The sequence below is a fragment of the Fulvimarina manganoxydans genome (assembly GCF_900176465.1).
Lineage (GTDB): Bacteria > Pseudomonadota > Alphaproteobacteria > Rhizobiales > Rhizobiaceae > Fulvimarina > Fulvimarina manganoxydans.
Genome location: NZ_FWXR01000018.1, coordinates 1 through 13925 on the forward strand (window position 1 = coordinate 1; position 13925 = coordinate 13925).

Here is a 13925-nt window from a genome sequence, read left to right on the forward strand (position 1 = left end):
GTGCGGATGGTCTGGACCGAAGAGACGACCCCGCCGATCGCCGCTTCAAGCTGGGACACGCTGTCATTGAACTTGACGCGGATCGGCTCGAATTCCGGGGCGAGTTTCTGGTTCATGCGGATCGTGAGATCGCCGTCCGAGAGGCGGTCGAAGCTGGATTCCACAGCCGTAACAAGAACCCGCAGATCCTCGGCCTTGGCACTTTCGATTGCCGCCTGGCGCTCCTTGGCGAGGGTCTCGTTCTGGCGGGCCGTCTCGGCTTCGGCTCCCAGGCGCTCGCGCTCTATGCCTTGCGTCTTGAAGGTTTCGACGGCTTTGGCCATCTCGCCGATCTCGTCCCGGCGGTCGGCGCCGGGCACAGTGACGCTCGTATCGCCCGAGGCAAGACGGCTCATAACGTCCGTCATCCGACGGATGGGATTGGCGATGCCCCGCGCCGCCAGCCAGCCGGCGAGGAGGGCGAGAAGACCGACGAGAAGGCCGGCACCGATCTGAAGCAGGAGGTCTCTGTCCCCACGCGCGTCGAGGTCGGCAGCCAGATCATCGGCCGATGCCATGGCCACTTCTGTCGGCACGCCGATGACGATCGACCACGTATCATCCCCTCGCCCCAGGGCGACCGGCGCGACGGCGGTGATCGTCTCGCCATGTTCGACGGTCGTGCTTGCCTCGCTTTTTGCGGCTGAAGCCAGCTCTTCGCTGAGATCCGCATCCACCGCGCCGAAGCTGCCGCCGATGGCCTCCGGGAACCGGGTCGAAGCGATGATCAACCCGTCATGAGTGACGATGTCGATAGAGGCGGCGCCGTCATAGATCGATGCTTGCACCTCTTCGGCGAGGCGCTGGATGAAAGCCAGATCGAAGTCCGCACCGACCACGCCGGCAAATCGCCCGTCGACCGTCAAGGGGATCGACATGGTGCTGAGAAACACTTGTCGGCCCTGCACGATATAAGGGAGCGGTGCGAGAATGCTCTCGCCACCGCCATTCTTCGGACCAATATACCATCCACCCTTCGCCACGCCGTTGGGATGGCGCGCGTCGCTGTCATATTCGACCAGGGGCTGGATACCGATCTGACCCGATGGGTCGCGCGTCCAATAGGGCAGAAAGCGCCCTGTCGCATCCGAGCCGGCTTCACGGCGATTGACGAATTCGCGATCGCGCCCATCCAAGGCGTTCGGTTCCCAGGCGCTATAGGTGCCGTTGAAGGCAGGATTGTCGATCAGAACCTGCTTCAGGATGTCGTTGAATGTCTGGCGGCGGTTCTCACCGCTTGCGGTGTTTTCCGGCCCGGTGGCCAGCACCTCGAAACTGTGAGCCATCGTGCGAGCGGCATCGAAGGCCTCGTTGATCGAGACCTGGATCGTCTGGCTCTTGATCTCGGCCAAATGTGTCAGATTCTGCCGCGTCATGTCGTCGACCAGGGCGCCGACACGATCGGACGTCATGGACTGAGTGTTGCTGTTTGAAACGATCCCGATCGTGACGAGAACGGTAATCGCTGCAACCGCGCAAGAGGCACAGAGGGCGGCAATTTGGGTTTGAACGGAGCTGAAGCGCATTCTGACGACCTTTCGGAAGGGTAATCTCCATGCCGAACCGGATGGAGCACGCTGAAGCCCTACCGATCGGTGCGACTACCGAAGCCTTAAAACCCAAAGCTTTCCGAGGTCTTGAAATAACAATCTGATAATATGAGCGTATATTATTTAAGAGAAGAGCCTATTGCTTTGAAATAACTGAGAGCGAGGCTCCAATTTCGCTGCGGTGTACGACCAAAGGACAAGATTTCCGCCCCCTATCGGGATCAAAAGCTTTCATGATCATATCGAGATGTTAGAGTAGTTGGGACGATGTTGAGTCCTATGTCCGGGCCGTCATGCCCGAGAGCGAAAATGCGATCAGTCGGGGGTCGCATTTTCGCTGTAACGCTTTGTCCTGCGGCAGGATGGTGGTCGAAGAGCCATGCAGCATTTCGGCATCGTTCTTCAAAGCAAAATTGTTGCGTGGACGAGTGACGCCCGCCCATCGCATTTTGCTCTAGAGCGAGCCCGACATGATTGGGTCGCATGCTCACTCCAGCCTCTTGTTTCTCGTAAGCCGTGATCCAAAAAGTCGATCAATTTTTTGGTGTCTTACTCTAACGCTGACCGAACCCGCCGGGTGTCGGCGTCGTCACGATGACCGCCTCGCCCGCTTCCAGAACCGTCTGGTCGCAGGGCGCGAGTTCTTCCAGACGCCCGTTCGACCGGCGCACCTCGGTCTTGCCCTTCTCGCCCGGGTTACCGCCTTCGATACCGGCCGGAGGGAGCGTGCGGTGGGAGGAGAGGATCGCGCAGTCCATTCGTTTGAGAAAGCGGATCGTGCGTTTGGTGCCGTCGCCGCCGCGCTTTTCACCCGCTCCGCCCGAGCCCTCGCGGATATGGAAATCCTCCAGCACGACCGGATAGCGCATTTCCAGGATTTCCGGGTCGGTCAGCCGCGAATTGGTCATATGGACATGGACACCGGAGGTTCCGGCAAAGCTGCGCCCGTCATTCATCCGGCCCGCCGGCGAGCCCGAGCAGATCGTCTCGTAATATTGATAGGTCTCGTCGCCGAAGGTCAGATTGTTCATCGTCCCTTCCGAGTTCGACAGGGCGCCGAAGGCGGCAAAGAGCGCGTTGGTCACATGCTGGGAGGTCTCCACATTGCCGGCGACGACCGCCGCAGGGTAAGCGGGCTTCAGCATGGAGCCTTCGGGCACGACGATCGTCACGGGCCGCAGGCAACCGGCATTCATGGGGATCGGCTTTTCGACCATCACCCGGAAGACATAGAGGACGGCGGCGCGGGTCACCGGCTCGGGGGCGTTGAAATTGTTCGCCATCGACGCCGAGGTGCCGGTGAAGTCCACCTTGGCCTCGCGCTTGTCCTTGTCGATCGTCACCTTGACGCGGATGGTCTGGCCGTTGTCGGTTGGATAGTCGAAGGCGCAGTCGTCGAGGGTGGCGATCAACTCGCGCACGGCTTCGGCGGCGTTGTCCTGGACGAAATCCATATAGGCGCGAACCGTGTGGAGGCCGAATTGATCGACCATCTTGCGCAGTTCGGCGACGCCCTTCTCATTGGCCGCGATCTGAGCCTTCAAGTCCGCGATGTTCTGTTCGGGATTGCGGGCCGGATAGGGATGATCGGTGAGAACCTGCCGCAGCGCGTCCTCCTGAAAGGCGCCGCGATCGACGAGCTTCAGATTGTCGATGAGGACGCCTTCCTCGTCGACCTTGGTGGCGCGGGGCGTCATGGAGCCGGGCGCGATACCGCCCACATCGGCATGATGGCCGCGTGAGGCGACGTAGAACAAGAGCTCCTGACCATTGTCGTCGAAGACCGGCGTCACCACCGTGATATCCGGCAGATGGGTGCCGCCGTTATAGGGGGCGTTGAGGGCGAAGACGTCACCGGGGCGGATCTTGCCCTCATTCAGCGCAATGATCGTCTCGACCGAGCGATCCATGGAGCCGAGATGGACCGGCATATGGGGCGCGTTGGCGACGAGGGCGCCCTTGGCGTCGAAGACGGCGCAGGAGAAGTCGAGACGCTCCTTGATATTGACCGACGAGGCGGTGTTCTGCAGCGTCACGCCCATCTGCTCGGCGATCGACATGAAGAGATTGTTGAAGACTTCGAGAAGCACCGGATCGGCGCCCGCCTGTCCGGCTTCGTCTCCCGTGCCGAGGGCCGCGAGGCGGGGCTTTGCCTCGACGCGTTTCAGGAGGATGTCGTTGCCGGCGGTCAGTTCGGCGGCCCAGCCCGGTTCGACGACGATGGTCTGATTGGGCTCGACGATCAGTGCCGGGCCCTTGAGGCGCGCGCCGGCCTTCATCGCCTCCCGGCGGAAGACGGAAGCCTCCCGGCGCTCGCCACCGGTGAAGATCGACACCGTCTCGTCGGTCGAGGGGTCATGGGCCTCGCTTGCTTTGGATCTGGATTCGGCCCGCTCTTCCGTCCGCTCGCTCGCCTCGACCGAGACCGTCTCGACGGTGATGGCGCGGCCTTCATAGACGAAGCCGAACTGGGCCTTGTGAGCGTCTTCGAAAGCCTTGCGCGCATCTTCGAGCGAGCCGTTATAGGCGACCGGCAGGGTCGTGTCGGTTCCGTCATAGCGCAGCTGAAGCAGCGTCTCCGTGTCGATCATTTCACGTGAAACACTCTGGGCTTCGAGTTCCTTATGGGCCTCATCGACCAGCCGATCGGCCAAAGCCTCGATTTCCGCTTTGGCCCGGTCATCGAGCGGCGAGACGAGCGCTTGCGAGCGCGAGACGAAGAGCGAGGAAAGGCCGATGCCATAGGCCGAGAGGAGGCCGGACATCGGATGCACGAGCACGGTTTCCATCGACAGGGCATCGGCGACGAGACAGGCATGCTGCCCCCCTGCCCCGCCGAAGGAGTTCAGCATATAGCGCGAGACGTCGTAGCCGCGCTGCACCGAAATCTTTTTGATGGCATTCGCCATGTTCTCGACCGCGATGGTCAAAAAGCCCTCGGCAATGTCCTCGACGCTCTTCTCGCCGCCGATCGAGGCTTTCAACGCGGCAAATTTCTCGCGCACGGCCTCCACGTTCAGAGGCTGGTCCTGGTTCTCGCCAAAGACGGCCGGGAAGAGATGGGGCTGCAGCTTGCCTAGCATGACATTGGCATCGGTCACGGTGAGCGGCCCGCCCTTGCCATAGGCGGCAGGGCCCGGATGGGCGCCGGCCGATGCCGGGCCCACCTGGAACCGGCCCTGGTCGAGGGAGAGGATCGAGCCGCCGCCGGCCGCCACCGTATGGATGCGCATCATCGGCGCGCGAATGCGCACGCCCGCGACCTCCGAATCCAGCGCCCGCTCATAGGCGCCCGCATAATGGGTGACGTCGGTCGAGGTGCCGCCCATGTCGAAGCCGATGACCTTTTCAAAGCCCGCCGCCTTGGCGGTTTCGGCCATGCCGACCACGCCGCCGGCGGGGCCCGACAAGATCGCGTCCTTGCCCTCGAACATCTCCGCCGCCGTCAGGCCGCCGGAGCTCATCATGAATTGAAGCGAGGGCGCCTTTTCATCCTCGGTCGAGGCGCCGAGGGCGTTCGCCACACGGGTGACATAGCGCTTGAGGATTGGTGTCAGATAGGCGTCGACCACCGTCGTATCGCCACGCCCGACCAGTTTGACCAAGGGCGAGACCTCATGGCTCACCGAAATCTGCGTGAAGCCGGCTTCCTTTGCCAGGGCCTTCGCTTTCGCCTCGTGTTCGGGATAGCGCCAGGAATGCATGAAGACGATGGCGACGGCGTCGATGCCCTCGGCCTTGGCCGCGGTGAGGGCTTCGCGCGCAGCCCCTTCGTCGAAGGGGATCTCGACGGTGCCGTCGGCAAGCACCCGCTCCGGCACCTCGGCGACCTTTGCATAAAGCTGCTCGGGCAGGATGATCTCTTTGGCGAAAATATCCGGCCGTGCCTGATAGGCGATGCGTAAGGAATCGCGGAAACCCTTGGTGATGAGGAGAAGCGTCTTGTCGCCCTTCCTCTCCAAAAGTGCGTTGGTTGCGACGGTCGTGCCCATCCGCACGGTTCCGATGCGCCCCGGGGGGATCGCCGCGCCGGTTTCCAGCCCGAGGGTCTGGCGAATGCCCTCCAGCGCCGCGTCGTCATAGACGCCGGGATTTTCCGACAGGAGCTTGCGCGCCGAGAGCGTTCCATCCGCAGCCCTGGCGATGACGTCGGTGAAGGTGCCGCCGCGATCGATCCAGAAATCGAAGCTGTCGGTGGTCTTCGAGGCTGACTGGTTCATAGGCATTCGGCGCAATCCTTATGCATTCGTCGGTAATTTATCGATAGATTATCAGAGTGATTGACGCTGCGCAATTTTCGTGGGACGTTTTCGTCAGTTCCGAGAACGGGTTCGCCGCAAGGAGGATGGGCTGATGACCGGCTTGAACATGTCCCCCACGGTCACCCGACCGGTCTTTGCGAGAGGAGTTCAGCAATGAAGACGATGATGCCATTGATCGCGGCGGGCGGCCTATCTGTTCTGTCCGGTTCTGCCTTCGCCCAGACCGCCTGGGACATGCCGACGCCTTATCCGGAAGGAAACTTCCACGAGAAGAACATCGCCCAGTTCATCGAGGATGTCTCGGGCGCGGTGACCATCACGCCCCACTACAATCAGACGCTCATCAAGCATCCGGAGATCAAGGCATCGGTGCGCGACGGGATCGTGCCGATCGGCGAGCTTCTGGTCTCGCGGCTCGAAAACGAGGATGCGATCTTCGGCGCCGACTCCGTGCCGTTCCTGGCCACCAGCTATGACGACGCCAAGCGCCTTTACGACGCTCAGAAGCCCTTGATGGAAGAGGCCCTGGGGCGCGAGGGGCTGAAGCTGCTCTTCTCGGTGCCCTGGCCGCCTCAGGGTCTGTGGACCAAGGAGCCGGCCGAGACCATGGCGGATCTGTCGGGCCGCACCTTCCGCGCCTACAACACGGCGACAGAGGAGCTGGCGAGCGCGGCCGGCATGGTGCCGACCCAGGTTGAGGCCTCCGACATTCCGACCGCCTTTTCGACGGGCCGCGTTACCGCGATGATGACCTCGCCGGCAACGGGCGTCGATTCCAAGGCCTGGGACTATCTCACCTATTACTATCCGATGAATGCCTGGCTGCCGCGCAATATGGTGATCGTCAATCAGGCGGCCTTCGACGCCCTGCCCGAAGACGCCCAGAAGGCGATCACGGACGCTGCCGCCGCCGCCGAAACGCGGGGCTGGGAAGCCTCCAAGGCCGAGACCGAGCGCACGACGAAGGTCGCCGCCGATAACGGCATCAAGGTCACCGAACCCTCCGAGGATCTGAAGTCGGGTTTCCAGGCGATCGGCGATAAGATGGCCGGCGAGTGGCAGGACAAGGCCGGCGAAGCGGGCACCAAGCTGATGGACGCCTATAAGCAGTAAAGGCGGCGTGGGGCGGGTGCGGCGCTGTCGGTTTCGCTCCGCCCTCCCCCCCCCCCGTCCCATCCTCGTCCGCCGTGCCGAAACTCCGGATTCAGCTGGGCGATGAAGCATTTCAGATGGACTTCGTCGAGTGTTGCAGAGGCTTCGAGCGCTGGTCCGGATTCTCGGGACCGGACCCTACGAGGATCACATATTTTCACGCTAGCGGTTGAGAACCGGCCATGGACGTGTCGGCTTCTCCCCCTGGGGGAGAAGTCGTCGGCGCTTGCGACCGGCTGTTGAGGCAAGTCGCCAAGGTCATCGTCAAGACCAAGCTCGGTCACGAACCCCCACGATCCAAGCTCCTCCCAGGATGTGGGAATGCCGTCGGGACGGGGCCCGAGAATGATGGCGTTTCGAGGTTTACGGCCCATCGGGCTACGCGTTGCGGGGCCGGGAGAGAACCTCAGCCGCTCGCCGATAAAAGCCGAACCGGCCTCAAGTAGTATCAATGACGACCTTGAGTCCGCCATCCGAGCCCTGAGCCAGCTGAAAACCACCCACCTTCGAAAGGCCCTCGCCTCATGCGACGAACACTCGATCTTCTCTATCTCGGCGCGGCGGCACTGGCCGCATTCTGCCTGTTGACGATCGCGACGCTGGTCGCGGTCCAGGTGGGTGCGCGGATCATGGATTTCCTTCTGGTGAAGATCGGGGCCGAGCCGACGCGCTTCATCGTGCCCTCGCTTGCCGAGATCGCCGGCTTTCTCCTGGCCGGCGCCACGTTCTTGGCACTGGCCGATACGCTCGCCAAGAACATCCATATCCGCGTCGATCTTCTGGTGACGCGCCTGCCCGATCGCGGCCGACAGATCATCGACGGGTTCGTTGCGCTTCTCGGCGCCGGTCTCTCCGGCTTCGGCGCCTATGCCCTCGGAGCTCTGGCCTTCAAGAGCTGGTCCTATGGCGATGTCTCCTACGGCATGATCGCGGTGCCGCTGGCGCTGCCGCAAGGCGTGGCCAGCCTCGGCCTCCTGCTTCTGGCGATCGCCCTTATCGATACGGCTGCCCAAGCCTTTTCCGGCCATGATCCGGTACGCGGCGATGGGGAGACGGTCTGATGGATTTGACCGAAATCTCGATTCTCGTCGTCGCCGTTCTCTTCCTCTCGCTCGGCGCCGGGCTCTGGGTCGCGCTGGCCTTGACCCTGACCGCCATCGCGGCTTTGATGACGCGCCCGGCCCTGCCCGACGCCCAGATCCTCGCCACCTCCTTCTGGTCGGCCTCGACCGCTTGGGATCTGACGGCCCTGCCCATGTTCGTCTGGATGGGCGAAATCCTCTTTCGCTCCCGCTTGTCGGAAGATTTATTTGCCGGCTTATCCCCATTGATGCGCCGGCTTCCGGGCCGCCTCATCCATGTCAATGTAGTCGGCTGCGCGGTCTTTGCGGCAATTTCTGGCTCCTCGGCCGCGACCACCCAGACCATCGGCAAGATCTCGCTGCCCGAGCTTGAAGCCCGCGGCTATGACCGGCGCCTGTCGATCGGCTCGCTGGCAGGCTCCGGCACGCTCGGCCTGCTCATTCCGCCCTCGATCATTCTCATCGTCTATGGCGCGGCAGTGAACGAGTCGATTGCCCGGCTGTTCATCGCCGGCGTCGTCCCCGGCATTCTTCTCGCGCTCCTCTTCATGGGCTTCGTCGCCGCCGTCGCGCTGATCAAGCCGCAGACCATGCCCGACAATGTCGACCAACTGGCAGCCGAGAGCAGCTTTTCGGCCTTCAAGCGGGTTCTGCCGACCATTCTCCTCATTCTCGGCGTTATCGGCTCGATCTATGGCGGTATCGCCTCCCCCACCGAGGCCGCTGTCATCGGCGTCGTTCTCGCCCTTCTCGTCGTCACCCTTCAGGGCGGCATGAGCCGGGCCGTCTTCACCGATGCGCTGATGGCCGCGACCCGCGTCTCAGCGATGATCGCCTTCATTCTGGCGGGAGCCGCCGTCGTCACCACGGCCATGGGATTCACCGGCCTGCCGCGCCAGCTCGCCGGTGTCATCGCCGCCATGGAGCTCTCGCCTTTCGCGCTGCTTTTCGCTCTCACGGTCTTCTTCATGGTGCTCGGCTGCTTTCTCGACGGCATTTCCATGGTCGTCCTCACCACCTCCGTCGTCATGCCGCTGGTCGAGCAGGCGGGTTTCGACCTGGTCTGGTTCGGCATCTATCTCGTCATCGTCGTCGAAATGGCCCAGATCACCCCACCCGTCGGCTTCAATCTCTTCGTCATTCAAGGCCTGACGGGCCAGAACATCTTCGCCATCGCTCGTGCGACGGCGCCGTTCTTCGGCCTTCTGGCCTTGATGGTCGTCCTCCTGGCGCTGTTTCCCGATCTCGCGCTCTTCCTGCCGCGGACCATGTTCACGGGAGGCTGAGCGATGAGCGAGAACAGGCGGACGATTCAAGATAAAACCGAGCCCAAGGACGACGTTTCCCCGAACGAAGGGCAGGGTGCCGCGAGCCTCGATCAAACGAGCCTCGGGCCCATCGTCTCCTCGGCCCATCTCGCCGATGGCGCGCTGCCGGAGCTCTCGGAGGTCGAATTCGGCCTCATTCTCGCCAGCCATGCCTTTGATCGCTGGATGATCCGCTGCATGACGGCGGCCGGCTATCCGGGGCTGACGGCCACCGAGATCCTCGTTCTCCACACGGTGACCCATCGCGCAAGGCCGAAGCGCCTCGCCGATATCTGCCTCGTCCTTGGCATCGAGGACACCCATCTCGCCACCTATGCCGTCAAGAAGCTCGAGGCCCGCGGCCTCGTCACCCGCGACAAGGCGGGCAAGGAACGGCTGATCCAGGTGACGGCGGACGGCGAGACGGCCTGTGCCCGCTACTGGACCTATCGCGAGCGCATCCTCGTCTCCGGCGCGCGCGAACTCGGCATGTCGCCCGAAAGCCTTTCGGCCATCGCCCATCTGATGCGGGTTCTCTCCGGCCATTACGATCAAGCGGCGCGCACGGCGGCAAGCCTTTGACGAGTTGCCCCATCTTGCAAGGCCGCCACACCCGGCGCCCACCTCAAACGGTGCCTGAGACATCTGTGACGATTTTGGCTTGAACTCTCAAGCCATAGCCGGTAAGGAGGCGCCACGCTTAAGGGTGTCGAAGCCCTTTTCGGCGCGTGCCCCAATAGCTCAGTTGGTAGAGCAACGCATTCGTAATGCGTAGGTCGCTGGTTCGAGTCCGGCTTGGGGCACCATTTCTTCCGATGAATTTTAGTTGAAAATCGCGGATGATTGCGCATTTGCGCTGTCGAAGGCGTTGGAAATCCTTGCTTTTGAGTGCAAGGCGCAAGGCTTGCAGCGCTCTGGGTCGGACGGCGCCATAGCGAGCAGGGTCCCGGAATACCCCAAAGCTTAATTGGCAGGCCGGAATCTCACGAACGCGCGCTGGCTATCCGGTCGCCACGATGCCGAGGGAATGTGCGACCAAGCCCAGTGCACTATGGCGAGGCGGTCCAGCGACCCTGCCCGGCGTTGCGACGCGCCAGGCTGGTGCCCCTGAGGCCAAGAGATGCGGATACGAAGCGATCTGTCGGACAGCCGATGATCGCTTCGCGCCTAAACTCTTACCGATAAAGGCTGATCGCCTGACCGCCGCTCGTCTGGCCGTCATAGCGGGCGTCGCCCGTCGAGGAGAGGCTGGCGACCTGCGAGCCGCCGGCATTGCGCAGGACGACGTTGTTGCCCGAGACGTCCCAGGCCGAGACGTCGGCGACGGCGCCGGGGCAGCCGCGCGAGGCTGCGCGATAACCGCCGCTCCATTTGGTCAGCGACAGGATGATCTGGCAGTTGCCGCCCGCCGTCGTCACCTTATAGGCGCCGAGGACCTTGTTGCGCGACAGGGGCTGGCCGCCGCCAGCAGGCGGGGTGCTCGAGGCGCCCGCGCCGGACTGGTTCGGATCGAGGGACGCCATCTGGGTGTCGCCGCCCGGCGACGTGTTCATGCCATTGGGATTGTTCGGATCGGTGCCCGGCGCGCCCATCATCGACTGGTTCTGCCCCGGCGGGGGCGGCGGGGGCGGAGGCGGCAGCTGATTGGCCGCAACCTGTGCCGTCGGTTGCGGGGCCAGCGGGCTCGGCCCGCTATTGGCCGAATCGAAGCTCGGCATGGAGCGCGAGCAGCCTGCCGCCAGGAGGAGGGCGGTCAGAACCGCGCCGGTGGTCATGAGTTTCGTCATCGGTCGAATGCTTCCCCGGTCACTCGGTGTCTGTATCGCCTTCTGCGCCCGCGGCTTGCGGCCGGTCCGATCAGTAAATCGAACATCCTCCGGCAGACGCAAGACGGTCATGTGCCAATTTGCAACGAAGACACGCATTTGCAACATGCCTTGCCGATTTAGACACAGTCTCATGCGCCCAAACAGACAAAGACGGCTGAATTGCGAAAAAGGGCGAGAGAAAGCCGGGGCAGCTAACGATCAGTCAGCCAAGTCCGGCCGCTCGGCCCGCTCGAAATCGCCGGTCTCGGGATCCATCGACCACAATTCGCCGGAGCTGATATCGACCCAGGCGCCGTGCAGGCTGATATCGCCGGCGGCTTCGAGCTCTGCGATCAGCGGGAAGGTTCTCAGATTGGCGATCGAGTGGCGGATGGCGATCCGCTCCAGCGCCGATTGCCGCTCTCTGGCCGTCATATGGCTGTTTCCGCCCACGGCTTTGGCGACGGGATCGAGAAGACTCATCCATTTGCCGATGAAGTCGCCGGGCGAGAGCGGCTCGGCGGCAGGGGAAAGCGCGGCATGAATGCCGCCGCAGCCGCCATGGCCGAGCACCAGAATGTGCTTCACCTTCAAGGCATGGACGGCAAATTCCAGAGCCGCCGAGGTCGAGTGATACTCACCGTCCGGCTCGTAAGGCGGGACGAGATTGGCGACATTGCGCACCACGAAGATGTCGCCGGGCGCCGTGTTGAAGATCGTTTCCGGCGCCGTGCGGGAGTCGCAACAGCCGATCACCATCGTCGAGGGATGCTGACCGGATGACGCCAGTTCGCGAAACCGCTCGCGTTCGGCCGGAGACCGAGCGGCGATAAAGGCGCGATAGCCCGCGGCGAGATGATCGGGGAGATGGGTCGACATGGTTCTCTTGATAAGCGGGCGCGAAGCGCCGATCAATCGTTAGTTTTGCGACTGCGAAGCCGACCGCTGGAAGCAATCCGGCCCCGGGATGTCACACGTGAAACACGCGTAATGGCCGGACATCGAAGATGATAAGGTCGGCCCGACAGTCACCGCTTCCTCGGCCGCTCCAGTCGGCGTGTCTGGACCATGGCCAAAGGCTGGCGGAAGACCTCCGCATCGGCGACGAGCGTCATCTCGTCAGCGCCACGTTTGGTCGTTCGTGCCATCATATCGAAGACCGAGGCGGTGGCGAGTTGCAGGGCCTTTTCCGGCCGCAAACCTTCGAGAAGGCGAGCGAGAAGAAGCGCCGCCGTCAGGTCGCCGCCGCCATTCGGCGCCCCAGGGATCAGCCGATGTTCGGCAAGATGGGTCGCCTCGGAGGTGACAAGGAGATTGGCGATGCTGCCTTTCAGCATGCCGAATGCTGAGGTGACGACGACCGTCTCGGGCCCGAGCGTGCGCGCGGCATCGACGAGATGGTTGTTGTCGGTCAGGCTCAGCTCGGTGAGAAATTCCAACTCATATCGATTGGGTGTTGCGATGTCGGCAAGGGGCAGGAGCCTGTCGCGCATGGCGTGAAGCGTCTCGCGCGGCCGATAGAGCCGTCCGCCATCGCCCAGCACCGGATCGAGGCAATAGGCGAGGGAGGGGCGCTTGTCGCGCAGCCGGGTGATCAGGCGGCTTGCAATCTCGATCTGCCTCTCTGAGCCGAAATAGCCGGTGATGACGGCAGCGATCTCGCTGGAATGGGGCGCGGCGGCGATATCCTCGCAGAAGGCTTCGAAGCTTGTATCGTCCGGGACGATCCGCGTCGCCGGCCCGTGCCCGGGATGCCAGGGCAGGGTGACGGTCGGAACCGACCAGACCTGATGGCCGAGGGTCTCCAAGGCGAAGACAACGGCGCGATTGCCGACGCTGCCCCGGGCCACATGGCTCGACATGGCGAGGATTACGGGACGCTCCGGCTCGGAGCCTGGCGTTTGCGGATCGAATTTATGGATCGTTTTGGGGATGATTGTCATAGGACGGCATCCCTTGGCTGAAGGGCTTTGAGAGGTGCGCATCGTAAGAAGAGGCGCGACGCGTGGCGCTGACGACCGGCTGTCGGTCTTCTACGGGCTTGAGCGATATGTCTTGACAGCCGGCAGCAAGCACCAACGACTTCTCCCCCGTGTGGAGAAGGTGCCCGAAGGGCGGGTGAGGGGAAAGGCTCTGCGATAAAAGGGTTTTCGCCGATCGGCATTTCTCCCGCGAAAGCCTCGACCCGACCCTCATCGCCTGCCGGCACTTCTCCCCATGGGGGAGAAGCCGAGGCGTCAATGTTAGGCTCTGTCCATGCGAGCGGAAGTGTATGAATGTCGTGGCGCTGGAGAGCGGAGAAGGGCGAAACCATCGGCGTCACGCGGCAAATTGCAGGAGGAACAGGACGAGAAGCACGAAAAAGGCGATCAGCCCGGCAATCCGCCCGATGCGGCTGCCGATCACCTCGACCCGGTCGGCCTGATCGGCGTCGGCGGCGGAAAAATGAGCGCGCGCGCGGGTGAACCAGGCTTCGGCATGACCGCCGGCCTGGGGTTCGGTCTCCTGGCGCACCCGCTTTAAGATCGCGTCTGCCTCGCGCCTGCTTCTGTCGTCCTCGCTGCGTCCTTCGCTCATGGCTCGTCTCCGTCACGCGGTGGCTAGGTCTGGCCGAATGCGGTGCCGCTGACAAGCCGGGTCTCTCCACTCGGAAAGATGGGTCACTTGATGAGAGCGTGATGGTCGAAACGTCGCAACAGCTCTCTATCATCTTGTCCCGTGAAGG

At 63.0% G+C, this 13925-nt stretch carries 10 protein-coding genes and 1 tRNA gene; 5 read left to right on the forward strand and 6 right to left on the reverse strand.

From position 1 onward, the window contains the following. Positions 1-1565 (reverse strand): methyl-accepting chemotaxis protein (locus tag B9A15_RS16660; protein WP_084411658.1); only part of this gene is annotated, 1565 nt, incomplete at its 3' end. 578 nt (positions 1566-2143) lie between these two features. Beyond that, complete coding sequence (locus B9A15_RS16665) at positions 2144-5815, reverse strand: hydantoinase B/oxoprolinase family protein (RefSeq protein WP_425292969.1); 3672 nt, start codon at positions 5813-5815, stop codon at positions 2144-2146. Positions 5816-6004: 189 nt separating this feature from the next. Here B9A15_RS16665 and B9A15_RS16670 point away from each other — a divergent pair, with 189 nt between their 5' ends. The 5 genes from B9A15_RS16670 (at position 6005) to B9A15_RS16690 (ending at position 10198) form a co-directional block, all read left to right on the forward strand. Beyond that, complete coding sequence (locus tag B9A15_RS16670) at positions 6005-6964, forward strand: TRAP transporter substrate-binding protein (RefSeq protein WP_084411659.1); 960 nt, start codon at positions 6005-6007, stop codon at positions 6962-6964. Positions 6965-7527: 563 nt separating this feature from the next. Continuing rightward, entirely contained in the window at positions 7528-8064 is a 537-nt protein-coding gene (locus B9A15_RS16675) for a TRAP transporter small permease subunit (RefSeq protein WP_084411660.1), read from the forward strand. Beyond that, positions 8064-9371: a TRAP transporter large permease gene (locus B9A15_RS16680; protein ID WP_084411661.1), complete on the forward strand. Its 1308-nt coding sequence runs from the start codon at positions 8064-8066 to the stop codon at positions 9369-9371. Before B9A15_RS16675 ends, B9A15_RS16680 begins: the two co-directional genes overlap by 1 nt. Positions 9372-9374: 3 nt before the next feature. After that, positions 9375-9974 carry a winged helix DNA-binding protein gene (locus B9A15_RS16685; RefSeq protein ID WP_084411662.1) on the forward strand — a complete coding sequence of 200 codons (600 nt, stop codon included), beginning with the start codon at positions 9375-9377 and terminating at the stop codon, positions 9972-9974. 148 nt (positions 9975-10122) lie between these two features. Further along, positions 10123-10198, forward strand: a tRNA-Thr gene (locus B9A15_RS16690). A gap of 369 nt (positions 10199-10567) precedes the next feature. Here the strand turns inward: B9A15_RS16690 and B9A15_RS16695 are convergent. From B9A15_RS16695 to B9A15_RS16710, 4 genes are all read right to left on the reverse strand, one after another. Next, positions 10568-11179, reverse strand: a complete 612-nt coding sequence (locus B9A15_RS16695) for a protease inhibitor Inh/omp19 family protein (RefSeq protein WP_170923338.1) — start codon at positions 11177-11179, stop codon at positions 10568-10570. Positions 11180-11419: 240 nt separating this feature from the next. Beyond that, a complete protein-coding gene (locus B9A15_RS16700; RefSeq protein WP_084411730.1) occupies positions 11420-12079 on the reverse strand; it encodes a carbonic anhydrase in 660 nt (219 codons plus the stop codon). Between the two features lie 149 nt (positions 12080-12228). Continuing rightward, positions 12229-13143 carry a pyridoxal kinase gene (pdxY, locus tag B9A15_RS16705; protein ID WP_084411663.1) on the reverse strand — a complete coding sequence of 305 codons (915 nt, stop codon included), beginning with the start codon at positions 13141-13143 and terminating at the stop codon, positions 12229-12231. A 376-nt stretch (positions 13144-13519) separates the two neighbouring features. Then, the gene (locus tag B9A15_RS16710; RefSeq protein WP_084411664.1) at positions 13520-13777 is read right to left on the reverse strand and encodes a hypothetical protein; all 258 of its coding nucleotides are present in this window, start codon (positions 13775-13777) and stop codon (positions 13520-13522) included. Positions 13778-13925 lie beyond the last annotated feature (148 nt).

Coding starts and splice junctions, on each gene's coding strand:
- B9A15_RS16710 (WP_084411664.1), bottom strand. CDS start 13,777: ATGAGCGAAGGACGCAGCGAGGACGACAGAAGCAGGCGCGAGGCAGAC.
- pdxY (WP_084411663.1), bottom strand. CDS start 13,143: ATGACAATCATCCCCAAAACGATCCATAAATTCGATCCGCAAACGCCA.
- B9A15_RS16670 (WP_084411659.1), top strand. CDS start 6,005: ATGAAGACGATGATGCCATTGATCGCGGCGGGCGGCCTATCTGTTCTG.
- B9A15_RS16665 (WP_425292969.1), bottom strand. CDS start 5,815: ATGCCTATGAACCAGTCAGCCTCGAAGACCACCGACAGCTTCGATTTC.
- B9A15_RS16695 (WP_170923338.1), bottom strand. CDS start 11,179: ATGACGAAACTCATGACCACCGGCGCGGTTCTGACCGCCCTCCTCCTG.
- B9A15_RS16700 (WP_084411730.1), bottom strand. CDS start 12,079: ATGTCGACCCATCTCCCCGATCATCTCGCCGCGGGCTATCGCGCCTTT.
- B9A15_RS16675 (WP_084411660.1), top strand. CDS start 7,528: ATGCGACGAACACTCGATCTTCTCTATCTCGGCGCGGCGGCACTGGCC.
- B9A15_RS16680 (WP_084411661.1), top strand. CDS start 8,064: ATGGATTTGACCGAAATCTCGATTCTCGTCGTCGCCGTTCTCTTCCTC.
- B9A15_RS16685 (WP_084411662.1), top strand. CDS start 9,375: ATGAGCGAGAACAGGCGGACGATTCAAGATAAAACCGAGCCCAAGGAC.